Below are 25,116 nucleotides of genomic sequence, written 5' to 3'. Positions count from 1 at the left end.
ACCATCCTCGCCAAAATGTGAGTGAGTGTTTACTCATTTTTATTATACCAACTTTTCTCCTTATGTAAATCCATGATTTCATCTCGGGGCAGCGGAACGAAGCAAAAGAGCGTCCCCTTTCCTGCCGGAATGAAGACGCTCACCGTGTGTGCACTCAATGCATGAAGGACTTCGCCCGCACGAGGAGGACGCTCCCTGCTCCGAGCCAATAGATCAGCATAAGACCAGCTGCTGGCCAGAACGATGCCGACTCGAGGCCGGACGGAAAGACGAATAAGAACAAGAATAGGCTTAGGATGCAAAAAAATGCTTCCCACCCGATCCATCTCCAGGCGAACAGATTGGCCCGCATTCGCTGGAGACCGTATAGATTACAGAACACCGCAACCCCTTCCAACGCCAGAATGCCAATCGACGCCGCCTCATATCCGAATCCGGGTATGGCCAGCAGGAAGAACAGCAAGGCCGTCGAGAAGACGATTCCGTTCAGCAGGCCGATGAAGGGAACATTTTTCTTCTCTTGGGTCCATAAAATACTTGTCGTCAGCTCGCGAATGCCGACGATAAGCGGGAGAACCGCGAAGTATCGAATCGGAGCCGCCGCCTCGGGGGTATGGAACAACCAATGCGCCAATAGATCCGCGAACAACAACAAGAACATTCCGCTTAACAAGCCCCATGTCCAGCAGAGCTGAAGCATGTTCCGGACCATGAATTGATAAGACCTTAACTCGCCTTGCTGGTAATACGAGGCCAGCTTCATCGTCATCGTGTAAGAGATAGCGGCCGTCACGATCGTCGGCATATAAGCAACGATGACCGCCATCCCCATAATGACGCCGTAGATGGACGTTGCTTCCGAGAGGGTGTATCCTGCCGTCTGAAGCCGGCGAGGTATGAGCAGCGAATCGATGAAGTCCGAGGCCGGCACCAGCAGCCTCGTGAAGCCAATCGCCATGGAAGCATGGATAATCGATCGGACTTCCCTCCGGACCGGCGGATGGGATTCGATGGAATCGGCGGGAAGTGAGCGCCTTATCGCGAGACAGACCGTAAGCAGAAGGAAGGCGGACAGCGCGCCAATCGTCGTTCCCGCCAACCCGGCCCCCAGGGCGATGGACGTCCCTTCGGATGCGAACAGAAGGACAAGAATAATCATTGTCCCGACGCGAACGGCCTGCTCCGCTATCTCCGAGAAGGAGATAGCTCCGTAACGCTCTCTCCCCTGCATATACCCCCGCAGCAGCTGCAAAAGTGAAACGGCCAGCAAGGAAGGAGCCAGGCAGCGGATAGCGGCTTCCACCTTCGTATTCCCGAGAAGGATGGCAATATTCTCGGACTGCATATACATCAGGAGACTGGCCGCAGCACCGACCAAGGCGACGATCACAGACAGCTTGCGAAAAACGCCCCAGCCTCTGGCTGGGTGCTTGGCGGTAAATAACGCCAATGCCGTCGGCAGCCCTCCGGTTATGATCATGAGAAAAATACCATAGCATGAATAGGCGATCTGGTATAATCCGAGGCCCTCAGCGCCGAGAATGCGGGTCAGCGTCGCTCTCCCCGCTAAGCCAATGACTTTCCCCACGAGAATAGCTCCTGCCCGCAGGGCAGCCGGATTCATGGCTGGCAGCTTCATTTCCATCACCCGACCAATCCAATCTTGTCCTCCCATTGTATGATTGGACGAGCCGGGTTATGTTCAACAGACAGCGCTGCTGTTAATCGCGGACATGGATCAGCCAGTAGCTCGTATGCCGATCCCAGCCCAGATCGAAGGGCACACGGTACCGATCGGCAGTATGCGAGTTGACCAACGGATAGCCATAATCATCGAATCCGACGACGACGGAGAAATGATCCACATCGCCCTTCATCTCGTAACCAATCAGATCCCCAGGCTGCAGCTTCGCAATCGCCCCTGCCGGATGCTTCTCGGACGGCTTGACGACATCAGTGAACTTGCCTTTGGCAATCAACTGGCCATATCCGCTGTGCAGCAGAAAATTTTTAAAGGCATCGGTTTGAACCCATGTCCGGGATCCCCCGTTGAACAGAATATAATGCCAGCCGCCTCTCATTTTCAAGCCTCCGCCTTCCTCCGCATCGCCGATGCATTGGGAAGCGAAGTTGGTGCAGTCGCCGCCCAGGCCGGTATAATCCCGGTACTTCGGATTATATCGGTGCTTATTCCCGGCTCCCCAGGCCGCGCCGGCATATTTATTGGCGTAGTCGACGGCCTTCTGCCGGTTATATTTCGGCTTCCGCTTCGTGTCTGATTGTGCGGAGGGCCGGTCGGCATTGTTGGAGGGCTGCTTCAGCTGCGGCCGCAGCATCATATCGTCGGATTCGGGAATCAGCTTCGGGTTCTCCTCCAGCGGGTCAAGATACCATTCCCGCAGCACCTTCCACTTGCCGTCCTCCTTCGTCAGGGTGAGCGCATGGCGTGTGCCGATTCCGAACGACTGGGTCGGAACGATGCTGTGCGTATAGATATAATCCAGCCGCAGAGATTCGACGACGGAGACAGTCGCTTTATTTTCCCTAACCCTCGCCCGAATGACCCGGACATCGCTATCGGCGCTAATGAATTGCAGACCTCTTCGTTCCGCCCATGCATGAATATAAGCGGAGCGCTCGACTTCATGACGGAGCGCGTGCCGGCTGCTGCTGGAAGGGGCATAATGATGGCGAATCGCCTGTTCCTGCTGATGAATCAAAAAATTTGTCCTGTCCTTGAAAAGCTGCTGGATATAGCCGGTCACCTCTTCATCCTTGTCAACGGAAGAAGCAGCCTCCGCTGCCGCCGTGATCCATATGCAGCATAGCGACAGCATGATGAACAACGTTTTCCTTACCATTTCGCAACTCCTTGGCAGTATTTCTACCTCATTGAGGGAAGAACGCAGCTTGCACTGCCTTTAAGTTCTCCATACCCGTTGTTTTGATGCTGTGAAAAAATAACATACTGAAATTCCACCGCCTACGTAACCTAGAAAGGAATGCATAGATAGGATGTGTGAGCAGATGATACGACCCCCATTGCTTATGGCAGGCTGCCGGTTCATGTTAATGCTGGCTCTCATCGCCTGCTTGCTGCCTGGAACGGCGGCGGCTGGGCCGGAGAAAACGGCCGTCATCGTAATCGATGATTTCGGCAATAACGGACGCGGAACGCAAGAGATTATCGAGCTGCCCTTCAAGGTTACCGTGGCGGTGATGCCTTTTTTGAAGTATACGAAGAGAGACGCGGAGCGGGCGCATGCGGCCGGTCACGAAGTCATCGTGCACATGCCGATGGAGGCGCTGGCCGGCAAAAAAACGTGGCTCGGTCCAGGAGCGATTACGGTGGATTTGAGCGAAGACGAGATTCGCAAGCGGGTACATGCCGCGATAGACGATGTCCCCCATGCGGTCGGGATGAACAATCATATGGGTTCCAAGGTGACTGTTGAGCCGAGAGTGATGCGGGTGATATTGGAAGTCTGCAAGGAACGGGGCATTTATTTCCTGGATAGCCATACGAACTTTCGGAGCGTCGTGGCCAAAGTGGCGGAAGAAGTAAATATCCCCTCGATGGAGAACCATATCTTCCTCGACGATATTCACAAGCCGTCGGCGATTAGAAAACAGTTCATGAAGATGAAGGAGCATCTCAATGACCATAATATATGTGTCGCCATCGGGCATGTCGGAAGCGCGGGGCATATAACGGCAGCTATCGTGAAGAAGCAGATGCTTCAGATGAGCCAGGAACAGATTGCATTCAAAAAAGTATCGGAGGTGCTCCCGCCGCCCATTCCCGTCATCCCGCATTCATAGCCTTCGCCTGCAGCCCGTGCATCGTAGACCAGTTGCAAGTATGCGAACTGGTCTACCTCTATCCACAGGTCTGCGCCACAATGGTTACCGGCTACCCCTTAACGGTGGGATCCGGTCCCGCGGGCGGCCCGTCGTACAGATGGGATCGGGCTTGGAACCAGCGGAACAGATGCGTGGCCACGACCTTCAGCACCGCATATCCGGGCACGGCCAGGATAATGCCTACCACGCCGAACAGATTGCCGGCCGTCAGGATGACAAAGATGATCGTGATCGGATGAACCCGCAGCGTCTTGCCCATAATTTGCGGGGAAATAAACTTCCCTTCGATCAACTGGACGACCGTCCAGACCACAACCATCTTCAACAGCATTATCGGCGAAGTGACAAGCGCCACGATGAGGGCCGGCGTAATCGCGATCGCTGGTCCCAGATAAGGAACAATGCTCGTGCAGGCCGCGATAATGGCCAGAATGAGCGAATAATCGAGACCGATAATGAGATAGCCGATATAGAGAAGCATGCCGATACAGCAGCTGATAATAATCTGGCCCCGGATATAGGAGCTGATCTGATGATTCATCTCCGTCATCACCTGACCGGTCTGCTTGCGCAGCGCCGTCGGCACGAACCCCAAGATATAAGCAGGGAGCTTCTTCCCGTCCTTCAGCAGGTAGAACAAGATGAACGGCACGGTTACCAAGGCGAGAACGGTCTCCGTCACCGCCCCGACAAATCCGCCGATGCTTGACCATGTATTATTCAACAGACTGGTGGCGCGCTCCGTTATCGTATTGAACAGCTTCGCCGTATCGAAATCGACCGTCTGCTGGAAGCGCTGAATATAATCACTGCCAATCAGGTCCGTCAGCAGCGTCTCGATATGGGCCGCGAAGGCTGGGAAGTTCGAGACCAGCTCCATCACCTGATGGCGAATGACCGGAATCACGGCCAAGACGATTATCGTAAGAAGTCCCACTATCATGAGGTAGAGCAACAGGACCGTAAAGAACCGCTTCACTCCTTTTTCCTCCAAATAATCTACGATCGGGTTCAGCAAATAATATAACACGCCCGCCAGAATGACTGGCAGCAGGACGGTCTTGATCAGGACAAGCAGCGGCCGGAAGACGAACGAGATCTTCGTCAGCAGGAAGATGTTGAGGCCGATCAGCAGCAGAATCAGCAAAAACAGAACGAAGCGGTTGTTTAAAAAAAGAAGTTTGAACTTACTCATCCTCGATTGAGGTTGATCCATATGCATTTCCCCTTTTCCACTCCATATCATTTGTAATCATTTTCTTTTTTCTCATTGTAGCATAATGAATTCCCGGATCCTAACACTGCTCCTGCCTGAAGAGCGCCCCTATTTTAAATAGACCCCGGCCTTCCGAGCAGGCGCATTTCCGCTCCGTCCCGCAGACGGATCCCGCAGCCTTATCGATGATCTCACCGGTCCCGGTTCGGCATGATTGCCGACGGTCCGGACATAATAAGGGCACACAGGAAGGTGGTGATGCCATGACGACGGCTTCGATTCTGCTCGTGGAAGATGAACATAATGTATCCGAGTTCCTGAAGTTGGAGCTTCAGCATGAAGGCTACGATGTGACGGTTGCGGAGGACGGCGAGCAGGCGCTCGACTATTTCAAGGAGCAGGAGTGGAATCTGATCCTCCTGGATTGGATGATTCCGCGCCTGAACGGCTTGGAAGTGTGCCGGCGCATCCGCAAGACGAGCGACGTGCCCATCATCTTGCTTACCGCCCGGGATTATATCGGCGACAAAATCGCCGGCCTCGACACCGGGGCCGATGATTACATTACGAAGCCGTTCGAGATCGAGGAGCTGCTGGCGCGAATCCGGACCGTATTGCGCCGGCACAATCCGTCATGGCATTCCTCGTCGCCGGAAGTATATCAAGTTGACAGCTTGACGATCGATGTGAAAAAAAGACTGGTGACGCGCGAGGGCGATCAGATCGATTTGACGCAGCGGGAATTTGACCTGCTTCTCTACATGACCGAGCATCAAGGCGAGGTCGTCAGCCGGGAGCAGCTCCTGTCCAACGTCTGGGGCTATGATTTCGCCGGCGAGACGAACGTGGTCGACGTCTATATCCGCTACCTTCGCAACAAGCTGGATCGAACGTATAAGCCGAAGCTTATTCATACCGTGCGCGGTGTCGGCTATGTGCTGCGCTCGTCTTAGACGGATGCTCTGCCGATTCAGCCGGGGCAGACGTCGTTGCAACGGGAGGTCATTCCGATGAAAAATTTCTTTTCCCGCCCAAAAAAACTGGCCTCTTTTCTGCCGGACACCTTAATGTTCCGCACAACCTTGTTATACGTGCTGACCTTGCTTGGGGTCATCGTCTGGATTGGGCTCTTCATTATGGGCACCGTCAGCCATACCGTCATTCAGGATACGCGCCGGGAGCTGACCGCGGTCGAGCTCAAATTAATCGATACGCTCGAAACGCCCGCCGATAAGCAGTATCAGGATATTCTGGATGAGATGCTCTATCCCGATCATGCGAATTATTACGTCCAGGTTATCGATGGGTCCGGCCGTGTCCTTGCCCAATCCCGAGGCTGGTACGAGGCGTATGATACGAATCAGCAGGAAGTGAAGCTGAACTGGGTGGTCGATACGTTGAAGTGGAACGGGAAGAGCGGGCTGTTCTTCCGGGATCAGCTTGTCTGGAATCCGTTGGGCGGCGGAGAGGGGACGATTCATATCCGCGTTCAATTGAACAATGTCGAGCGCCTCCTCCAGATTATGGCCCAAGTGCTGTTCATCACCGGGCTGATTAGCTCCACCGTCGGATCGTTATTGCTCTACCATGTGACGCAGAGAAATCTGTCTCCGCTGTTCGCCATCACGAATGCCGTACGGCGCATTCAGGATCATCCGGATCTCAAGCATCGAATCCCGGTGCCGGATACGCCGCGGGAGCTGAACGATCTGGCCCGCACGCTCAATCATATGCTCGTGCAGCTGGGAGAGCAGGTCGAACGGGAGAAAAATTTCGTCTCGGATGCTTCCCACGAGCTCCGTACCCCTATAACCGCCTTTCGGGGTTACGTCAAGCTGCTGAAGCGCTGGGGGACGAGCAATCCGGATGTCCTGAACCGCTCGATCGAGGCGTTGGATCAGGAGAGTCAGCGCATGCAGCGCCTCATCACGCAGCTGCTTACGCTGGCCCGGACGGGCAGCGTCACGCCGAGCCGGGAACGGATCGAGCTCTCTGACACGATCCATCAGGCCATTCGTCAGTTGTGGACCGAGGATCGCGGCATTACCCTCCACGTCAATCTGGACAAGGACGCCTTCGTGCTCGGCGATGAGGACCAGCTCCGTCAGGTCGCTATCATCCTGATCGAGAATGCGATCCGCTACACGAACCAGGGAGGCTGGATTCGGGTGGAGGTGACGCGGAATAAGGAGCGCGTATGCTTCTCCGTCGCCGATTCCGGAATCGGGATTCCTTCCGATGAGATCGGCAACGTATTCGATCGGTTCTACCGGGTGGACAAAGCGCGCTCCCGGGCAACCGGCGGTACCGGGCTCGGCTTGTCGATCGCGAAGCAGCTGGTGAACAATCATCAAGGCAGCATTACGGTGGAGAGCCGCCTCGGCGAAGGAAGCACCTTCACGGTATGCCTGCCTCCCGCTCCGCAGCAGCGTCCCTAGCACGCAATAAGGCCTCCTAAAGATACGAGACTCGTATCTTCAGGAGGCCTTATCATAGCTTGTCCGGTTACAGGACGCGGCGAATCCCTGTGATGCGCTTGCCCCATTTGCCATCGAGGCTGGAGATCGTGACGCCCGGTTTGCCGTAAGTATGCAGTATTTTCCCGTCACCTATGTAAATGGCGACATGGTGAACCGGAGAGTAGAAGAACACCAGATCTCCCGGCTTCATCTGGCTCTTGCTTACCTTCGTGCCGACCTTCGATTGCTGCTTCGAAGTGCGCGGCAGCTTGATGCCATGCTTCTTGTATACATATTGAACGAATGAAGAGCAGTCAAATGCGCTCGTTATGCCGGATTTCGCTCCGAACTTATACGGCATGCCCATGTATTTTTTTCCGGTGGCAATAATGCTTTGCGCTTTGGCGCTGCTCGTCGTTGCAGAGGCCGCACTCACCGGCTGCAGCGGCATCATGACGCCCGCTGACATCAGAAATGAGACGCTCAAGCTGACACTAATCAGAATTTTACCGAACTTGGTTGGTTTCAATGAAATACATCCTCCTTCAAATCGGGTAGGCAAATCACCTGAAACCACCATAACATATAAATTTTTTCCACTATTTTCTTTAAAGTGAAATGTAATCGGTGCCTGTTATGTTTGCGCCGTCCGATGAGAAACGGATTAGACTTTTCTCATAAAACTCGTCTTGACAGCTCGTCCCGCTCCCAGACATGACAAAACCGCCAGAATGATTCTGGCGGTCATCGTGCGCGTACTGCCCGCGGTGCAGCACCGTCAGGCCCAGTTATTGCGCCCCCCCAATCCGGTATGCCGGACGGATGCCGGGCAAGCAGGCTCTCTCATTTTTCCCTCATATTTACCTCAAGATGAGCATTCACGGCGGCGGGATTCGTCCATACGATGCCTGTCTTGTCATCGGATATTTTCAGCCGCTGGCAGACAGAGCAATCCGAATCCGCCTGTTCCCTCTCGATCAACCGCTTCGCATAAGCTTCCAGTCCTTGGCGATCGATAGCCTCCAGCATCTGCGTCCACACGTCATCCTGATTTTCTGCCTCCATGCCGTGGAAGAGCCCGTCCGTGACCGCATAAATCGCCGTCAGCCCGGAGCGGCTGATGCGTCCCGTCTCCATACCGCGCTCCAATGCCGGATCTCCGTTCAATACGGCGTAGCCGCCGGGCGTATTTGCCCTGAACCGGTTCTCGCGCTGGAATGGCAGCAGATAGCGAAGAATCTCAGCCGGTTCGCCAATGCCCAGCTCCAGCGCCTCCTGACGCTTGTGCAGCAGCGCGCGATCGAACGGCGCCACCTGATCATGCGTCAGCCGCCGGTATGTGCCGTCTTCATATCGGGCGAACAGCATGCAGTCGCCGGCCTGAACATATTCAATCCAATCTTCCCGCACACGGAACAACGCGAATGCCGCGCTCCACAGCTGCGCCTTATCAGCCGTATCGATGCCGGCTTCCTTCATCCTGTCCCGCAGCGCGGCATTCGCCTGCATCACCATCTGTTCCAGCGGCATGCCGTCCGCAGCCTCCAGCGCGTGGGCAGCGAGCAGCTGCGCCGCGATATAGCCGCCCGTATAACCGGATTCGTCCCGGTAACCGCCAAGCGAGGTTGCTCCGTCAACCACCCCGTACACCTGATTCCGCTCGTTCACGACCAGGGCATCTTCATTCCATATTCCACTGCCTTGCAGATGACAAGTTTGCATCGCTGATCTCCGCTCCCATGAACAACATACTCACCTATGAAATCGAAATCTCCGCGCTTTCCAATCCTCTCCATCATACGTCCCTTCTCCTGCTCCCGCAAGGCCTGCGTATCGCCGCCCGCGGCCAGAACGCCCACAACAAAAAGCCCCCGGCAAGCCGGTGCGGCGGACACTGCCGTCTCCACACCGGTTCCAAGGGCTTCATCGCCTGCACTCGTTAGGCAATAATCTTGTCGATAATCCCGTACGCAAGCGCTTCCTTCGCATCCATGAAGCGATCGCGATCCGTATCCTGCTCGATCCGCTCGATCGGCTGGCCGGTATGCTCGGACAAAATCCGATTCACCTTCCGCCGCGTGCTCAATATCCACTCCGCATGGATCTGGATATCGGACGCCTGCCCGCGCACCCCGCCGAGGGGCTGGTGAATCATCACTTCGCTGTTGGCGAGCGACATCCGCTTGCCCTTCGCGCCGCCGGTCAGCAGCATCGCCCCGAAGCTGGCAGCCATGCCGATGCATATGGTGGACACGTCCGGCTTGATGAACTGCATCGTGTCGTAGATCGAGAATCCCGCCGTCACCGAGCCGCCCGGACTATTGATATACATCTGAATGTCCTTATCCGAATCCTCCGCTGCCAAGAACAGCAGCTGCGCGACAACCGAATTGGCCATCTGATCCTCAATCTCCCCGGATACCATCACAATCCGGTCCTTCAGCAAGCGGGAATAAATATCGTAGCTGCGTTCTCCCACCTTGGTCTGCTCGACTACATACGGTATGAAATTCATGCGAATGCTCCTCTCGTCAGGCCGCCATCCTCCAAGAAGATGGACGAGCACAGTTGGTAAGCATCCCCTGTCCGCGGTTGGCGCGGCCTCCCAGGACGGCATGCAGAGAAACGACGGGCTCGACTGCGCCCTGCAGCCCCAGATTGACGATGCGGGCGGCATCTCCGCTGCGGAAGGCGGACAGATAGTCCTTCAGCAGCCTATCGTCAACCCCTTCAGAGGCGGGAAGCTGCTCCTCCTCTGCCGGGAGCTCGGTCCGCAGGACGGTTCTGGCGCGATGCAGCGCAGACTTGACCGCCCCTTCCGTCGTATGGAGCAGAGCGGCCGTCTCCGCCGCTGAATAGCCAAGCCCTTCCCTCAGCAGCAGCACGGTCCGCTGGAGCGGCGACAAACAAGCCAGCAGCAAAGACATGGCTGCTTCCAGCTCCATGCCGGAATCGGGATCCGGAACTTCGATTAGGTCCTGCAGCGGCTGCATCAGCTGCAGACGCTGCGCGTTTCTATCTTTACGAATACGATCGATCCAGGCATGCTTCGCCGTCCGCAGCAAATACGCTTCCGTCTGAAGCGGCTTGCCGCCCGGGCGCCGGAATACGGGGATCGCCTTGAGGCAGGCATCCTGCACGAGATCCTCCGCATCCCATGGCGAACCAGTCAGGGACATGCAATATTTCCGCAGCGAAGGCAGAGCCTCCAGGATAGCATCATGCGCCTCGCTCGCAGAAGAGGTCAGATCGGATTTCACAAAGGCCATGGAATGGGGCCCTCCTTTGCTAATTCCTTTCGATTACACTACGTAAACGGCCGAACGGTCAAAAAGGATACGCATCATGTAAAATAAAATTATCACATAATAAGCTGGTATGGAAATCGGCGGGCATCCGTTACTCGGTTGGCTAAGATGAACTTTTCTGTATAATGAGCTTCCGGAAGGCTTACATTAACAATAAGAAGAAAATCGGCAAGACAAGGAGCTAGGAGCATGGAGACGGGAAATTGCGATCTATCCATCGTCAAGCAGCAGTTGAAGGAGCAGCTCAAGCAGCTCTCCGATGATATCCGGCAGAGCCTGGAAGTGTTCGATGAGTCAGACAACTGCATGCTCGGCCAGTTCGAGCAGTTCCGCAAAAGCATTATCGCGCTTGAATCGACGGCGGCCTCGTTTTATTTGAACTGTTACTTATCCCCCTACACCGACAAATACGCCGAGCTGACGCTGAGCATTCATCATTTGTCGCAGCGAAGACTCGGGGCGTTGATCGTCGTGCAGCGGCAAGACCCGCTCGACCATCTGATCCAGCCCGGGACGCCGATCGGCGCGACCTTGACCCACTCGCTGCTCGAGTCGATCTTCATCTCGGGCAGCCCGCTTCATGACGGTGCGGTCATTATCCGCGCGAACGAGATCCTGTCGGCAGGCAATATATTGCCGCTCTCCCGGTCCATCCCTCCCGGCTCCAAATTCGGCACGCGCCACCGGGCCGCGACGGGCTTGAGCGAGCGCAGCGATGCGCTCGTGCTTGTCGTCTCCGAAGAATCGGGCACCGCTTCCTTCGCGCTGGGCGGCCGGCTGTATCCTATCTCCTCGCTTATCCCCGGGGACAATCCGAAGTAACGCAAGGGGATTGTCCATACGTCATTTACAAATGGCGAGGGACAAGACGGGACTGCGGCAAATGGAGCCGGGGAAGACGGCGGCGGGCAATGCGGCGAGTGCGGAAAGTGGGAAAGACGGCGCGGACAATGCGACGAATGCATGAAGTGGGGAAAGCGGCGCGGACAATGCAACGAATGCATGAAGTGGGGAAAGCGGCGCGGACAATGCGATCGGAAAATAGATGAGGCAGCGAAATCCTGCGTAAACTCCTAGGCCCCCTAATTAAACTGGAGCTCTCAGCCCCAATATTATAAGCTGTTATCAGAGGGAGGCAATAAGTATGGGAAAGCACTTTAGCAAAGAAATACGCTTGGAAATCGTAAAGGAAGCACTGGCCGGCATTAAGGTGGGAACACTCGCCCGGATGTACGGTGTACATCCTGAGACTGTACGTGTTTGGGTTAGAGACCACCGTGACGAAATTAGCCAAGAGGAGATACCCGCAGCAGACGAGCATCTGCAAGAACTCCGTCGACTTCAAGAGGTGGAGGCCAAGTTCGAACAGGCAAAAAAGCTCCTGGGTGAAAAAGAACTGGAGATCGAGATCCTGCGAGAACTCGTAAAAAAGAAGAACCCCGCTTATCTGAAAGACTTGAAGTAGCAGAATCGTTTATTAAGCGGGGGCATGCAACAGCTAAGGTTCTGCGTATCCTGAAAGTTCACGAATCGACGTACTATGGCCGGAAGAAACGAGAGGCATCCAACACCGAAGAACGTGCTTCATGCGGCCTAAAAGGACGTCCTGTACCTGGATTTTCCTCTACGAACACGGGCCGGAAAGTTGCAGATGAACAGATTAAAGAATGGATGCTCGAACTCCTGGAAGGAGAAGAGCACGTTTATGGGTACAAGAATTTGGCGCTGTGCCTCCGCAGACAACGCGGCGTGATCCTAAACAAGAAAAAGGCGTACCGCATTTGCAAGGAGTTAGGAATTCTTCAGAAACAACGAAAGAAAACAAGCAAACATCCTCGCAGAGTACCGAGAAACCGAACGGTAACCGGGGTGAACCAGCTATGGCAAATTGACATTAAATATGGGTACGTGGTTGGGCGTCAGCGATTCTTTTTCGTGCTCAGTATCATCGACGTATTTGACCGCGTCGTCGTCGGACAATACCGGGGTTCCGTGTGTGAGGCCAAGCACGTCGTGCAGACCCTATGCCGTGCGCTGCAAGAACGCCTGAATCCCGGCGATGACTTACCTACCATTCGCACCGACAACGGGCCTCAGTTTGTCAGTAAGCTGTTTGGTGATACGTGCGAGAGTCTGGAGATCGTCCATGAACGGATCCCGCCGCGTAGCCCGAATATGAACGCGTACATTGAGTCATTTCATAGCATACTCGAACGTGATCTGTTCAGCCTGACGGAATTTATGACATTTGAAGAGGCCTATGAAGCACTTGATCGTTATATGGATTTCTATAACAACCGCAGAATGCATGGTAGCCTAAAGAGCATGTCACCATCGCAATTCTCGAAGTGGGTCATGACGCTGGAAGACCGATCAAAATATCATCGGGCCATGTAATTACGCGAAATAGGAAGCAATTCTAAGAACGCATATTTTTTGGTGGGCATGACTCCGGATATAGGGGGCCTAGCCGGTTTTGCAGGAATCCCTGTAACAGAGGAAGCGTCATAAGGAAAAACTGCATTTTCGCAGTATTTCGGCAAGTCGAGCGGCGAGAAGCAAAAGCGGAAGCAGAATCGAGATAGAGCGGAAGGCAGAGTGAAGCAGAAGCAGACTCAAGGCAGGGCTGGAGCAGAGTGAAAGTTGAATCGAAGTAGAACCGAAGTAGAATCGAAGTTGAACCGAAGTTGAACCGAAGTAGAGTCGAGGTATAATCAAAGCAGAACCAAAGCAGAATCGAAGCAGAACCGAAGTTGAATCGAAGTAGAATCGAAGCAGAACCGAAGTAGAACCGAAGTAGAATCAAAGTAGACTCGAAACAGAGTGGAATCAGACAGCACCAAATCAGCCAAACGAACAAATCGAATCCACCTTCACCTCGAATAAATGAAATTATGAATAATTAAGCATGTTCAGCAAAACGCAGTACTGTTTTCACAGGTTGGGGCTGTCTCACGGTAGCTTAACACTACTTCTAAGACAGCCCCATTTGCGCATTTATCGATATGCCATTCCGCTATTCCATTACGTCAAAAACTTGTCGCGGAACCAATCCGCTGCCGCCTCCGCCTCAGTCGAGGTCAACTGATGGCCGTAGCGCTCCCAATGAACGGTGACGTCGGCGCCCGCTCCGCGCAGCAGCCCTTCCAGCTCTTCCGTCTCCTGCGGCGAGCAGATCGGGTCGTTCTTGCCAGCCCCGATAAAGACAGGGATCCCGCTCAGCTCGGGCAGCACGACGCCGCGGCGCGGAACCATCGGATGATGGAGAATGGCGCCGGCCCATGCCTCTTGAATATGGAACAGCAGGCTGGCGGCGATATTCGCGCCATTGGAATATCCGACGGCCACGAGATTGCGCCGATCGAACCCGTACTGTTCCGCCGCTTGATCCAGGAATTGGTTCACCTCTCCCGTCCGGAACAGAAGATCCTCTTCGTCGAAGACGCCTTCCGCCAGCCGCCGGAAGAAGCGCGGCATTCCATTCTCCAACACATTGCCGCGCAGGCTGAGCACCGCCGATCCCGGCGAGATCATCCGGGCCAGCGGCACCAGATCGCGCTCCGAACCGCCCGTCCCGTGCAGCAGCACCAGCGTTGGCGCTGATTCATCCGTCCCTTTTTCGTACAGATGTCTCATGCTTCTCCCTCCTTGAGCGGTCTTACTTCGATCGGCAGCAGATTCGCTTCAATCTGGGTGCGGTGCGGCTCGAACCATTCCGGCAGCATCAGACTCTCTCCCAGCGACTCGAACGGTTCATCGCGGGTAAAGCCCGGCGGATCCGTCGCAATCTCGAACAGAATCCCGCCGCTCTCGCGGAAATAAACGGCGTTGAAATATTGGCGGTCGACGATCGGCGTCGGATGATAGCCGCTCTGCTCCACCTTGCTTCTCCACTCCGCATGCTCCTCATCATCGCGGGCCCGCCAGGCGATATGGTGCACGGTCCCCGCGCCCCCCGCTCCCGGCTCCATGTCCGACTTCGGAATATCGATCAGATTGCCGAGCTCCCCGGCCGCCCGGAAGCGGACGAATCCGGCATCCTCGCCTACCCGGGTCAAGCCGAGCACATGCTCCAGCACGCTCATCGTCTCATTGGCATGCATGCTGAACAGAACCGCTCCCCCGAAGCCCTTGATCGCTTTGTCCGCCGGAATTCCGCCGAACGACCATTGGCTGGCGGGACCTTCCTCCCGCTCCACCAGTTCCAGCCGCAAGCCTTCATTGTCGGTAAATTGCACGTAGTTCTCCCCGAAGCGGCGGCCAGTCATGACGGAAATCCCGAACCGTCTCAGCCGCGCTTCCCAGAAGTCGAGCGCCCCCGGCGGAACGACATACGTCGTCATGCCGACCTGGCCGCCTCCGATGCGGCCTCTGCGGGAATCCGGCCACGGGAAGAACGTAATGATCGTCCCCGGACCGCCAACCTCATTGCCGAAATACAAATGGTATACTTCCGGCGCATCGAAATTAATCGTCTTCTTGACGAGCCGCAAGCCGAGAACACCGGCATAAAAGTCAACGTTCGCCTGCGGATCGCGGGCAAACGCGGTAATATGATGAATGCCTGCCGTATGCAAAGTCATATGGATCTCTCCTTTTTATCTCAGTATAAATCAATTGTGGTGGTTAATATCTCGAATTAAAGATATTATATTTATCTCCTTCTGTCAAGTGTGCCCCGCTTCCGCTGCCCCCAATCGCAAAGGCTGGCACTCCCGCGTCCCCGGCAAGTGCACAAAAAACCGGCTCCGCGAAGGAACCGGTTCAGTCAACAAGCATTACAAGCGGCTGATGAACGCTCTGGCGCCAAGGGCGACCGCGCGCTTCGGCTCTCTGGCCTCCACGATGGAGCAGACCGCCGCGTGATCGGACAGCGTATGGGCCTTGACTGCAGCCAATGCCGCATCCATATAGCCCTTGAATCTCGGTGTGCTGCCGCCTATCACAATTGTATCCGGGTTGTACAGATGGATGACATTCGTGAAGGCGAGCCCGAAGTAGAAGCCCGCCCGATCGATGACGGCCTGCGCTTCGCTGTCTCCCTCCTCCAGCTTCCGCAGGAAGATGTCAATGCCGATTCCGGCCTGACGCAGGATCGCCGCGCCTCCGGCCAGCTCATCGAGCTTCTGCACCCGCTCGCCGACGGGGAACATCATATAGCCGAGCTCGCCCGACCAGCCGCGCGCTCCCTGCAGCAGCTGCCCGCCGGAGACGACGCCCACCGCAATGCCGGTGCCCGCCATAATGACCGCCACCGTATCGCTGTCCGGATGATGAGCGGCTTCGGACAAGGTGGCAGCCTTGACATCATTGATTAACGCCACAGGCGCAGCGCCGTTAACGAGTTCTTCCGCAGCGATGCCGCTAAGCGCCCGCATATCGCTGAATTGGATTCGGCTGTGGCCCTCGACGAGGCCGACGACACCGATTCCAATCCCGTCCGGCCGATAAGGGAGCCGCGAGAGAAAAGACCCAATCTCCTCCCGGAGACGCTCCAGCGTGCAGCCGCTTCCGGTCGGCACCGTATGCTCGGCCCAACCATTCTCCAGCTCCGCCATCATATGCATTTTCGTCCCGCCAATATCAATGCCGACATAGTTCTTCATCCCATGTCCTCCTTGGCCTGACAGCCTTGGTTTCCCCTCATTGCATCTCATTATATTTTCGTTTTCTGCATTTTAGAAACCTAGCCCTGCGCCTTGGTCAAGAGATTTTCAGGAATAACGTTGAGATCAATCCCGAAGACGATCGGCAGCAAATAATAGACGGCAAGGATAATGATGAGCGTGGCGAATACGTTAACGGAAAAACCGGCCCGGACCATATCTATAATCTTTAATTTGCCCGTACCGAATATGATCGCATTGGGCGGCGTGCCGACAGGCAGCATGAAGGCGCAGTTGGCCGCCATGGCGCAAGGGATCATAAGAGCGAACGGATGAATGCCAAGGGCGATCGCGAGCGCGGCCACGACAGGCAAGATCATCGTCGCGGTTGCCGTATTGGACGTGATCTCGGTCATCATCATAATGAGAAGCGTAGCGCATGAAATAATGACAATAAGATGGAAACCGTCAAGCATCGTCAATTGTTCTCCCATCCAGTCAGACAGACCGCTGGAACGGAAGCCTGCCGCAATCGCCAGCCCGCCTCCAAAGAGAAGGAGCACGCCCCATGGAATGTCCTTGGAATCGCTCCAATTCAAAATGCGGGAGCTTGATTCTGCTTTGGCCGGAATGATAAACAAAAGGGCTGCGGCCATAATCGCAATCATCCCGTCCGAGATGCCGGGGATGGGCATGAACAAACCGCCGTCTACCCATAAAAACTCGCGCGTGATCCACATAAAGGCAGCAAGTACGAAGACTAGGCCAACCATGCCCTCTTCAAAGGAGGTGTTGCCAAGCTTGCTGCGCTCGCTCTGAATTAACTCTCTTCCGCCCGGAAGCTGGCGGATCGATGTTCTGAACTTCATTCTCCCCAAATAAAGCCAGGTAAAAAAGAGCATGAGCAGGACGACGGGAACGGCAAACAGCATCCACTGAGCAAAGGAGATGGTAATGCCGAATAACTCATTCATCTGGGCGACAAGAATAATGTTGGGCGGAGTGCCTATCAGTGTTCCGAGCCCGCCGATGGTCCCTGCATAGCCGATGCCAAAAATAAGGGACTTCTCAAATTTCGGCAGCTCCTCTTCTTCCGGCTTGCCTGCCAATGTACTCGCAATCTGGGCCGTAATCGCCAATCCCATCGGGACCATCATCATCACGGCTGCCGTATTGGACACCCACATCGACAAAAACCCGGTTGCGGCCATAAAGCCTAGCAGGATGCGCTGTGTGCTTGTACCGATTACCGAGATAATCGACAGGGCCATTCTTTTGTGCAAATTCCACTTTTCCATCGCGGTGGCGATAAAAAAGCCGCCCAGGAACAAGAAAATAATATCGTTGCCGTAGGATGAGGCGACCACATTGCCTTGCATCGCTCCCGTGACAGGAAGCAGTATGAGCGGCAGCAGAGAAGTCGCCGGTATCGGAATCGCCTCGGTAATCCACCATACCGCAATCCATAGCGTCACGGCGAGCACGGATTTCCCTTCCGCAGACAATCCCTCGGGTTGAAAAAATAACATCGTCAACATAAACAAAACAGGTCCCAATATAAATCCAACAAGCTGAGCTTTGGCATACGGTTTGTTGGACTTGACGCCAGGTTGAATGCCTCCCTGATCTGTTGCCTGGCCGGATACCGTCAATATCTGTTTCGTTCGCTTATGCTGTGCCCACAGGCTGCGCCAAGCGGATACAACCATTTGTTTCATCAATCATCCCCCATTTGTAAGCGCTTTCGTCAATTCTCTTACAGATTTGTCTATCCGTATATGTTTTTTAACTATTATCAGGGCTTTTGTAACTAAAAAAAGTGCCCGGAATGAAAAAAAAGCTCGCCGCCAGAGCGAACGAGCTATTCAACCGGAACTTTATTTCTTTTGTGCAAAATGGAAAGCACGTAATCCAGCCCCTCTGCGCTGAGCTTATACTGCTGGAGCGGGCGGCCGTTGCCTTGATAGCTGACATCGCTGAGCAGTGTGTTGTTTTCCTCCAGGAAACGCAAGTATTTGCGTAGAGACACTCTTGATATCCCCGTCAATTCAGCCAATTCGGCCGTGGAGAACCAGCCCTCCAGCTTGTTAATCTCGCGCAGGACGCGAAGAAACGTTTCTTTCGTAATCCCTTTAGGCAGGCTCTCCCCAGCCCAGCCTTGGTTCCCGCCGCCCTGATGAAACAACGCATCAAGCTCTTTTTGCTGAATTCCTTCCTTCCGGATATGGATGCATCTATACTTGTACCGCATGAGCGCCTCCCGGAACCGCTCAAAATCAAAGGGCTTGATTAAGTAGTCAACGGCCCCGTAACGAAGAGCCGTTTGTACGGAAGCGTGGTCATTCGCAGAGGAGACCACGATAACATCAACAGCAAGATTGGCTTTCCTTGCATCGACGAGCAAATCCAGTCCGTTCTTGTTCGCCATATACACATCAAGCAACACTAAATCGATTTTTCTGCTCTGTAGAATCTCCCAGCCTGCTTCTACTCCGTCAGCCGTTCCCGCCAATGCGAAGCCCGGCACCTTGTCGACATACATCCCGTTGAACTTCGCTACCATCGGATCATCTTCAATAATCAAGACCTGAATCATGCCTGGTATGGAATGCGCACCGTCAATGTCATCCCGTCTCCTTTCCTTGAAGATATATGTACCGTTCCGTCTGTGTCTGCCGCCGCTGTGTGGATCAGATGCAGGCCGTAGCCCCGTCCCTCTCCTTTGGTGGAGTTCCCTTTTCTGATCTCTCCGGCAAGCTCCTCCGCCAGACCCGGACCATTATCCCGCACCGTCCATTCCAGCCAGCCTTCCATTGTGGAAGACAGCTCAACCATGACTTCTTTTTCCTCCTGCCCGGCTATCGCTTCATAAGCGTTGTCCAGAGAATTGCCGATTATCGTGATCAGCGCGTCAAGAACCTCCGGCCGTGCAATGGAGGGCCACGCTTCCCGTCCTGTCAGCGTCACTTCGACGTCATGCTCCTGCAGGAAGCTGAGCTTATTCAGCAAAAATCCAGCTATCACCGGGTCCTTCACATGGCTGGAGACCCAGCCCACATCCTTTTGATAATGATTGGAAATCCGCTTGATATACGCCTGAAGCTCCTTGTATGATTCCGTATGCACCATGGCTGATATGACATGAAGCTTATTCATGAACTCATGAGTGTGGACCCTGAGACTTTCCGCATAATTTTTGGCGCCCGATAATTGCTCCAGCATTCTCGTCAGCTCCGTTTTGTCCCGGAACGTAGCCAATGCCCCTACCAGTTTGCCGGCAGCCTTGACAGGAACGCAGTTCACGACGATCTCCAGATTGTTCAATGTTTGCTGCTGGTCCAGCTCTACTCTGTGGTGAATCAGAACATCCTGCAGCTTGGATTCAGGCATGCAATCCCGCACATGTTTTCCAATCGGATCGGGAGGAAGCCCCGCCCGCTTGAACATCTCTCGTGCTGCCCGATTGGCTACCACCATGATCCCCTTTTCATCCACCGCGACGACTCCTTCGCGAACGGAAGCGAGCATCGCTTCCTTTTCCTCCAGCAGCTTCGCGATTTCAACCGGCTCCAGGCCGTGCATCGAACGCTTGACCTTTTGCGCCAGCAGCAGCGCCCCGATCAAGCCTGCCGCCAAGCCCACCCCCATGCCGAGAAGGATGATCTGTTGACTGCGCCATACCGCGTCATTGATTTTATCCTTGGCTATCCCGACCGCCACGGCGCCAAGCTGCTCTCCTCCGTCCCAGATCGGCATAAAGGCGCGCATCGACTCTCCTAACGTACCGATAGCCACTGACGTGTAACTTTTCCCTTCCAGGGCCGGCCCTTCGTCTCCTCCGACAAACGTGCGGCCAATCATCTCTTCATTGGGATGAGACAGGCGAACGCTGTTCATATCCATGACCACGATATACTCGACGTTTGTATCCGCTTTCACCTTCATCGTATAAGTCTGGACGGGGCCGCCATAGGTTCCGTTGCGCAGGCTGTCCAGAATGGTCGGCGTCTGGCCGACCGCGCTTGCAATGGCTTGCGCCCTCTTTTCCTGGCTTCTCTGGGTTGCGGCCGCATAGTCGTTCGCGATAAGGATCCCGGTCAACACGAGAGACAGCGCCACCACGACAGTGACTAGCAGCAGGATAAGCGTCTTTAATTGATAAGGCCGATTGGGAAAAAAGAATGGTTTGAGACCGTGTGCTATCTTGGTCACCTCGCATTTTCTAGCCTATTTTTACAAAAATGGCAGTACACTATATCAATATAACGGATAGATGAAATTTGAACTAGTCCTCGATGCGCGATTGCGGCAAAAAGCACCCCCGTCGGCGCGTATCCATCCCTGCGCTTCGGAAGTGCTTCGTCTCTGCCCTATCGGATCTGCTCTGCTCACGGCTCCGCTCAAGCCGCCGCCGTCTCTACTCATCGAGGATGGGTAGCGCCACCGTAAATGTCGTCCCCTGCTGCGGCAGGCTGTCCACCGATATGCTCCCGCCGTGATTCTCCATAATGTTGTAACTGACCATCAGGCCGAGACCCGTTCCGGAATCCTTCGTCGTATAGAACGGCTGGCCCAGCATCTCCAGCTTCTCCGCGGGAATGCCGCAGCCCTCGTCTTCAATCGTAATGAGCGCGAATCCGTCTCTCACCGTTGCGCCAATATAAATATGTCCGCCGTCCGGCATCGCTTCGATCGCATTTTTAATTACATTGACGAACACCTGCTTGATCTGATTCGGCTCGCAGTGCAGCCATATCTCCCCTGATGGAAGATCGGCGTCAATCGTGCTGTTCTTCATCGTCGCCTGGGCACTCATCAGCGCGATGCTCTGCTCCAGCAGCTGCACCAGATTCGTGCGCCGGGTCGTCACCAGGTTCGGCTTCGCCAAAATAAGCAGCTCGTTGCAGATGATCTCAATGCTCTTCAGCTCCGATTCGATAATGTCGTAATATTGCTCCTTCTCGGTCTTCAAGGATCGCAGCAATTTGAGAAAGCCATTGATCGAGGTGATCGGGTTGCGTATTTCATGGGCGATTCCCGCCGCCAGCTGCCCGACGATCGACAGCTTCTCCGACTGGATGATGCGTTCCTCTTCCTTCTTCCGCTCCGTCACATCCTGAAATACGCCAATCACCGCTTCTTCGCCGAGAAAGGTTGTCGGTATCGAGACGCCCTCCGCAAATTTAATCTCTCCGTTATAGCAGCGGAGCTTATATTTGACCGTGCCCAGCTTCCCCCCATGACGGTGTCTTCGCCGTCTGTCCTCGATCTTGTCATGATTGCTCGGATCGACGAACTCATTCGTGGATACGCCCAATATTTCCTCGGGGCCGCGCGCGCCGATGAGTTGAATTCCCGCCCGGTTGACATACTGGCAGATCCCGTGCCGGGTAATGATGACGGCGAGCGGCAGCTCTTCCAGCAGGATGCGGAACGACTCTTCCTTCTCCCGCAGCACGCTTTCCGTTTTGCGCCGCGCGATTTCCGTCATTTTCTCGGCCGTAATATCGTGGAACTGCGAGAACAAAAAAATGGGCTCCCCTTTCTCGTTGTGCACGACGGAGACGTTCACCAGACACCACACCGGATGCCCTTGCTTATGTATGTACCGCTTTTCCATATGGTACGCTTCGATCTTCATGTTGAGGAGCTGATAGACGTACTCCAGGTTTTCCTCGAGATCATCCTGATGGGTGATCGACTGAAAATTCAATGCCAGCAGTTCTCGCTCATCGTAGCCGAGCATGCTGCACAAGGCGCGGTTGACTTGAATGAACCGGCCCTCCAGAGAGACGATCGACATCCCGATAGACGCATTGTTGAAGGCGAAATCGAACAAGTCAATTTGCTTCAAATGCATATGAGTATCCCCTTTCAATCGCCACATCCCCAAATGACTTCGAGCGGAATGATGTATGTCTTTATCCAGGAACGGGAATCTCCAATTTTCTGTTGTGTACGAAATAATTCGCTGCCGCCCACAAATTTCCTCGTGCCGAAAATAAAGTTTTCCCAAAATATTGTACAGGGTCACCGTTCCGCAAAAAAACGGCTTGCGCCGCCCCATTGACGGCGGCCGTCATCTGTGCGAACTTAGCAGGAGAGGAGACTACGCTACAATTCAGGGGTGAGTTCATGATACAAGGTCCAGCATCGCTTACCGTCATGTCGTACAACATTCAGCATGGGCGCGGAATGGATGACCGGTATGATCCGGCGCGGATTGCGGCAGTTATCCGCAGAGCGGGCGCCGACGTCGTCGGCTTGCAGGAGGTCGACCGCCATTTCGACAGGCGGAGCAATTACGAGGATACGATTACGGTATTGGCCGCGCGCCTGGGGATGCAGTATGCGTATGGCGCCAACCTGGACGGGGATCCCGAGCCGGGGCGCACCGAGCGGAGGCAATACGGCATTGCCGTCCTGAGCAAGTATCCGATCGTGCACCAGCAGCATTACTTGCTGGACAGCGGCGGCCAGGAGCAGCGCGGATTGCTGGAGACCGAGCTGGTCGTCCAGGATGCGAGGGTATGCTTCTATGTCACCCATCTCGGCTTGGAGCAGCAGGAACGGCTTGCACAAATCTCGGAAATCCTCGATATCGCGGCCAGACAGGCCGGACCAGCCATCCTGACAGGCGACTTCAACGCCCAGCCGGACAGCCCGGAGGTCACCGCGATGTCCCGCTCGTTCCGCAACGTATTCGCCGATCTTCCCGCGGCCTATACCTATCCGGCTGGCGGAGCCAAGGAGACGATCGACTATATTCTCGTCAACGAAGGCATCGCTGTTGGCGGGCAGCGCGAAGTCGTCCGTTCGGTGGCATCGGATCATTACCCAATCGCCGCCGCCTTATCCATCCGATAGAACGAGCAGCGCCGCAAGCCTTTGACTTCGCCTGGAGGCCGATGGCTTGCGGCACTGGGGAGAGAACCGTCCGCTGCACATCCGGCGTCTGCTTGCTTCGCCGTACTGTCGCGTCAGCCCCCTCTTCTATACCGCTCTATCCGCGTGGATACCGAAAACTGTATGCTGCCGCTCGCTTATCGGACCGCTTCATAGACTGCCTCGCGCTCCGTTCGGGAATCGTCCGCGTTCCGATTCGATTCCGCTTCAGGGCCGGCCAGCGGCCACCAGTGGAAGCCGTCCTCCTCCAGCAGGCGCAGGGCCGCTTCCGGACCGTCACTGCCCGCCTCATAGAAGTGCAGCGGCACCCGATTCTCCGCGAAGGCTTCCAATATCGGCTGTATCCATTGCCAGGACAGCTCCACTTCGTCCCAGCGGGCGAAGAATGCGGCATCGCCCTGGATGGCCCCTTCCATCAGATTCTCATAGGCTTCGGGAACGCCGCTCTGCTCCGCCGCATAGTGAAGACGGACCGGGTCCGGCTTGATGCGGTGCTGACCCTCCTTCACATTCAACTGGAAGGAGATGCCCTCATTCGGACCAATGTCGATAATCAGCAGATTCGGCGCAGTCAGCTCGTTCGTGCGGCTGTATTTGTCAAGCGGATCCTTGAATTCAACCACGATGCGGGTCGCCTTCTCCGCCATTCGCTTGCCGGTGCGCAAGTAGAAGGGAACCCCTTGCCAGAAATAATTATCGATCATGATGCGCGCCGCGACGTACGTATCATTGCGGGATCCTTCCCCGATGCCAGGCTCGTCCCGGTAGGCCGGCACCGGCCGTCCCCCGATGGCGCCCGCCGCATATTGGCCGCGCACGACAGAGCGTTCCGCCTCTTCCTTCGTCAGCGGCCGCATCGAGGCCAGCAGCGCGCGCTTCTTGTCCGCCATATCCGCCGCCGTGCCGCGGCGCGGAAGCTGCATGGCGAACATCGCCAGTACTTGGAGCAGATGATTCTGCACCATATCACGGATGGCGCCGGCCTCGTCGTAATAGGCCGCGCGCTGCTCTACGCCGAACGTCTCGCTCGCCGTAATCTGCACGTTGGCAATGTATTGGTTTTTCCAGACGGCCTGGAGCATCGGATTCGTATACTCCAGCTTCTGCAGATTCTGCACCATCCGCTTGCCGAGATAATGATCGATCCGGAAGATTTCCTCCTCGCGGAAGACGCTGCCCAGCAGCGCATTCAACGCGCGGGCCGATGCCAGATCGCGGCCGAACGGCTTCTCGATCAGGAGCCGCTTCCAGCCGGATACGCGGCTCAAGCCGCTCTCATGAATGTGGCGGACGATCGGCTCGAACAGCTCCGGAGCAACCGAGAGATAGAACATTCGGTTCTCGGCGATGCCGAGCTCTTGCTCGCGCTGCCGCACCTGCTCCAGCAGCCGCGCGAAATCTTCGGGAACCGCCACGTTCAGGCGGCAGAAGCGGAACCGCTCCAGGAACGCGTTCAATTCCGCCTCGTCTGCTGCCGGCCGGCGGGAGAAGTCGCTTATCGATTGCGCTACGCGGCAGCGGAACTCCTCGTCGCTCCACGCGCTGCGGCCCATGCCGAATATGGAGAAGCCGGCAGGCAGCTTGCGGTCAAGATGTAGGTTGAATAGGGCGGGATAGATTTTGCGCTTCGCCAAATCGCCCGTCGCTCCGAACAGTAGTAAAGTTGCTGCATTCATATGATGGCCTCCATTCCACAGCTCCCAGCAAGTGCTGCATCTATCTCATCTTTTATATATAAGTAGAAATCCGCCCATTGA

22 protein-coding genes are annotated in these 25,116 nt (G+C 55.3%); 7 read left to right on the top strand and 15 right to left on the bottom strand.

The features are described 5' to 3' along the window. Positions 1–154: 154 nt before the first annotated feature. Both NNL35_RS15255 and NNL35_RS15250 read right to left on the bottom strand, forming a co-directional pair. Positions 155–1,675: an oligosaccharide flippase family protein gene (locus tag NNL35_RS15255; RefSeq protein ID WP_254553564.1), complete on the bottom strand. Its 1,521-nt coding sequence runs from the start codon at positions 1,673–1,675 to the stop codon at positions 155–157. 46 nt (positions 1,676–1,721) lie between these two features. Then, a complete protein-coding gene (locus NNL35_RS15250) occupies positions 1,722–2,861 on the bottom strand; it encodes an amidase domain-containing protein (RefSeq protein WP_006677311.1) in 1,140 nt (379 codons plus the stop codon). Positions 2,862–3,066: 205 nt separating this feature from the next. On the opposite strand from NNL35_RS15250, the gene NNL35_RS15245 reads away from it, so the two are divergent. Continuing rightward, on the top strand, positions 3,067–3,822 hold the full coding sequence (locus NNL35_RS15245) for a divergent polysaccharide deacetylase family protein (RefSeq protein WP_006677310.1): 756 nt from the start codon (positions 3,067–3,069) through the stop codon (positions 3,820–3,822). A 91-nt stretch (positions 3,823–3,913) separates the two neighbouring features. Here the strand turns inward: NNL35_RS15245 and NNL35_RS15240 are convergent, their stop codons facing one another. After that, positions 3,914–5,080: an AI-2E family transporter gene (locus NNL35_RS15240; RefSeq protein ID WP_040731573.1), complete on the bottom strand. Its 1,167-nt coding sequence runs from the start codon at positions 5,078–5,080 to the stop codon at positions 3,914–3,916. Positions 5,081–5,343: 263 nt separating this feature from the next. Here NNL35_RS15240 and NNL35_RS15235 point away from each other — a divergent pair, with 263 nt between their 5' ends. Continuing rightward, positions 5,344–6,033 carry a response regulator transcription factor gene (locus tag NNL35_RS15235; RefSeq protein ID WP_006677308.1) on the top strand — a complete coding sequence of 230 codons (690 nt, stop codon included), beginning with the start codon at positions 5,344–5,346 and terminating at the stop codon, positions 6,031–6,033. 57 nt (positions 6,034–6,090) lie between these two features. Beyond that, complete coding sequence (locus tag NNL35_RS15230; RefSeq protein WP_006677307.1) at positions 6,091–7,518, top strand: sensor histidine kinase; 1,428 nt, start codon at positions 6,091–6,093, stop codon at positions 7,516–7,518. A gap of 67 nt (positions 7,519–7,585) precedes the next feature. On the opposite strand, the gene NNL35_RS15225 is transcribed toward NNL35_RS15230, so the two are convergent. The 4 genes from NNL35_RS15225 to NNL35_RS15210 all read right to left on the bottom strand — a co-directional run bounded on the left by NNL35_RS15225 (position 7,586) and on the right by NNL35_RS15210 (position 10,808). Then, entirely contained in the window at positions 7,586–8,008 is a 423-nt protein-coding gene (locus NNL35_RS15225) for a C40 family peptidase (protein WP_050979423.1), read from the bottom strand. Between the two features lie 374 nt (positions 8,009–8,382). After that, positions 8,383–9,261 (bottom strand): protein phosphatase 2C domain-containing protein, encoded by an 879-nt coding sequence (locus NNL35_RS15220; protein WP_083835561.1) that lies wholly within the window; start codon positions 9,259–9,261, stop codon positions 8,383–8,385. A 217-nt stretch (positions 9,262–9,478) separates the two neighbouring features. Beyond that, positions 9,479–10,054 carry an ATP-dependent Clp endopeptidase proteolytic subunit ClpP gene (clpP, locus tag NNL35_RS15215; protein WP_006677302.1) on the bottom strand — a complete coding sequence of 192 codons (576 nt, stop codon included), beginning with the start codon at positions 10,052–10,054 and terminating at the stop codon, positions 9,479–9,481. 16 nt (positions 10,055–10,070) lie between these two features. Further along, positions 10,071–10,808 (bottom strand): RNA polymerase sigma factor, encoded by a 738-nt coding sequence (locus NNL35_RS15210; protein WP_006677301.1) that lies wholly within the window; start codon positions 10,806–10,808, stop codon positions 10,071–10,073. Between the two features lie 228 nt (positions 10,809–11,036). On the opposite strand from NNL35_RS15210, the gene cdaS reads away from it, so the two are divergent. The 3 genes from cdaS (at position 11,037) to NNL35_RS15195 (ending at position 13,244) form a co-directional block, all read left to right on the top strand. Next, on the top strand, positions 11,037–11,669 hold the full coding sequence (gene cdaS / locus NNL35_RS15205; protein ID WP_006677300.1) for a sporulation-specific diadenylate cyclase CdaS: 633 nt from the start codon (positions 11,037–11,039) through the stop codon (positions 11,667–11,669). 322 nt (positions 11,670–11,991) lie between these two features. Then, positions 11,992–12,312 carry a transposase gene (locus NNL35_RS15200; RefSeq protein ID WP_040734339.1) on the top strand — a complete coding sequence of 107 codons (321 nt, stop codon included), beginning with the start codon at positions 11,992–11,994 and terminating at the stop codon, positions 12,310–12,312. 11 nt (positions 12,313–12,323) lie between these two features. Beyond that, positions 12,324–13,244 carry an IS3 family transposase gene (locus NNL35_RS15195; RefSeq protein WP_276540153.1) on the top strand — a complete coding sequence of 307 codons (921 nt, stop codon included), beginning with the start codon at positions 12,324–12,326 and terminating at the stop codon, positions 13,242–13,244. A gap of 627 nt (positions 13,245–13,871) precedes the next feature. On the opposite strand, the gene NNL35_RS15190 is transcribed toward NNL35_RS15195, so the two are convergent. The 7 genes from NNL35_RS15190 to NNL35_RS15160 all read right to left on the bottom strand — a co-directional run bounded on the left by NNL35_RS15190 (position 13,872) and on the right by NNL35_RS15160 (position 22,313). Beyond that, positions 13,872–14,483: an alpha/beta hydrolase gene (locus NNL35_RS15190; protein WP_006678184.1), complete on the bottom strand. Its 612-nt coding sequence runs from the start codon at positions 14,481–14,483 to the stop codon at positions 13,872–13,874. After that, positions 14,480–15,430, bottom strand: coding sequence for a ring-cleaving dioxygenase (locus tag NNL35_RS15185; protein WP_006678183.1), 951 nt, complete (start codon positions 15,428–15,430; stop codon positions 14,480–14,482). Before NNL35_RS15185 ends, NNL35_RS15190 begins: the two co-directional genes overlap by 4 nt. 195 nt (positions 15,431–15,625) lie before the next feature. Beyond that, complete coding sequence (locus NNL35_RS15180) at positions 15,626–16,453, bottom strand: ROK family protein (protein ID WP_006678182.1); 828 nt, start codon at positions 16,451–16,453, stop codon at positions 15,626–15,628. 80 nt (positions 16,454–16,533) lie between these two features. Continuing rightward, on the bottom strand, positions 16,534–18,171 hold the full coding sequence (locus NNL35_RS15175) for an SLC13 family permease (RefSeq protein WP_040732291.1): 1,638 nt from the start codon (positions 18,169–18,171) through the stop codon (positions 16,534–16,536). 143 nt (positions 18,172–18,314) lie between these two features. Further along, complete coding sequence (locus tag NNL35_RS15170) at positions 18,315–19,049, bottom strand: response regulator (protein ID WP_006678180.1); 735 nt, start codon at positions 19,047–19,049, stop codon at positions 18,315–18,317. Further along, positions 19,046–20,665: a DcuS/MalK family sensor histidine kinase gene (gene dcuS / locus NNL35_RS15165; RefSeq protein ID WP_238535398.1), complete on the bottom strand. Its 1,620-nt coding sequence runs from the start codon at positions 20,663–20,665 to the stop codon at positions 19,046–19,048. Before dcuS ends, NNL35_RS15170 begins: the two co-directional genes overlap by 4 nt. 205 nt (positions 20,666–20,870) lie before the next feature. After that, entirely contained in the window at positions 20,871–22,313 is a 1,443-nt protein-coding gene (locus tag NNL35_RS15160) for a PAS domain S-box protein (RefSeq protein ID WP_006678178.1), read from the bottom strand. A 275-nt stretch (positions 22,314–22,588) separates the two neighbouring features. Between NNL35_RS15160 and NNL35_RS15155 the strand changes: the two genes are divergently transcribed. Beyond that, on the top strand, positions 22,589–23,320 hold the full coding sequence (locus NNL35_RS15155) for an endonuclease/exonuclease/phosphatase family protein (protein WP_006678177.1): 732 nt from the start codon (positions 22,589–22,591) through the stop codon (positions 23,318–23,320). 176 nt (positions 23,321–23,496) lie between these two features. On the opposite strand, the gene zwf is transcribed toward NNL35_RS15155, so the two are convergent. After that, positions 23,497–25,035, bottom strand: a complete 1,539-nt coding sequence (gene zwf, locus NNL35_RS15150; RefSeq protein ID WP_006678176.1) for a glucose-6-phosphate dehydrogenase — start codon at positions 25,033–25,035, stop codon at positions 23,497–23,499. Positions 25,036–25,116: the final 81 nt, after the last annotated feature.

It is taken from the genome of Paenibacillus dendritiformis, from assembly GCF_945605565.1.
GTDB classification, from domain to species: domain Bacteria; phylum Bacillota; class Bacilli; order Paenibacillales; family Paenibacillaceae; genus Paenibacillus_B; species Paenibacillus_B dendritiformis_A.
This window is presented reverse-complemented; position numbering and strand designations above follow the sequence as displayed.

Coding starts and splice junctions, on each gene's coding strand:
- NNL35_RS15255 (WP_254553564.1), bottom strand. CDS start 1,675: ATGGGAGGACAAGATTGGATTGGTCGGGTGATGGAAATGAAGCTGCCA.
- NNL35_RS15250 (WP_006677311.1), bottom strand. CDS start 2,861: ATGGTAAGGAAAACGTTGTTCATCATGCTGTCGCTATGCTGCATATGG.
- NNL35_RS15245 (WP_006677310.1), top strand. CDS start 3,067: ATGTTAATGCTGGCTCTCATCGCCTGCTTGCTGCCTGGAACGGCGGCG.
- NNL35_RS15240 (WP_040731573.1), bottom strand. CDS start 5,080: ATGGATCAACCTCAATCGAGGATGAGTAAGTTCAAACTTCTTTTTTTA.
- NNL35_RS15235 (WP_006677308.1), top strand. CDS start 5,344: ATGACGACGGCTTCGATTCTGCTCGTGGAAGATGAACATAATGTATCC.
- NNL35_RS15230 (WP_006677307.1), top strand. CDS start 6,091: ATGAAAAATTTCTTTTCCCGCCCAAAAAAACTGGCCTCTTTTCTGCCG.
- NNL35_RS15225 (WP_050979423.1), bottom strand. CDS start 8,008: ATGTCAGCGGGCGTCATGATGCCGCTGCAGCCGGTGAGTGCGGCCTCT.
- NNL35_RS15220 (WP_083835561.1), bottom strand. CDS start 9,261: ATGCAAACTTGTCATCTGCAAGGCAGTGGAATATGGAATGAAGATGCC.
- clpP (WP_006677302.1), bottom strand. CDS start 10,054: ATGAATTTCATACCGTATGTAGTCGAGCAGACCAAGGTGGGAGAACGC.
- NNL35_RS15210 (WP_006677301.1), bottom strand. CDS start 10,808: ATGGCCTTTGTGAAATCCGATCTGACCTCTTCTGCGAGCGAGGCGCAT.
- cdaS (WP_006677300.1), top strand. CDS start 11,037: ATGGAGACGGGAAATTGCGATCTATCCATCGTCAAGCAGCAGTTGAAG.
- NNL35_RS15200 (WP_040734339.1), top strand. CDS start 11,992: ATGGGAAAGCACTTTAGCAAAGAAATACGCTTGGAAATCGTAAAGGAA.
- NNL35_RS15190 (WP_006678184.1), bottom strand. CDS start 14,483: ATGAGACATCTGTACGAAAAAGGGACGGATGAATCAGCGCCAACGCTG.
- NNL35_RS15185 (WP_006678183.1), bottom strand. CDS start 15,430: ATGACTTTGCATACGGCAGGCATTCATCATATTACCGCGTTTGCCCGC.
- NNL35_RS15180 (WP_006678182.1), bottom strand. CDS start 16,453: ATGAAGAACTATGTCGGCATTGATATTGGCGGGACGAAAATGCATATG.
- NNL35_RS15175 (WP_040732291.1), bottom strand. CDS start 18,171: ATGAAACAAATGGTTGTATCCGCTTGGCGCAGCCTGTGGGCACAGCAT.
- NNL35_RS15170 (WP_006678180.1), bottom strand. CDS start 19,049: ATGATTCAGGTCTTGATTATTGAAGATGATCCGATGGTAGCGAAGTTC.
- NNL35_RS15160 (WP_006678178.1), bottom strand. CDS start 22,313: ATGCATTTGAAGCAAATTGACTTGTTCGATTTCGCCTTCAACAATGCG.
- NNL35_RS15155 (WP_006678177.1), top strand. CDS start 22,589: ATGATACAAGGTCCAGCATCGCTTACCGTCATGTCGTACAACATTCAG.
- zwf (WP_006678176.1), bottom strand. CDS start 25,035: ATGAATGCAGCAACTTTACTACTGTTCGGAGCGACGGGCGATTTGGCG.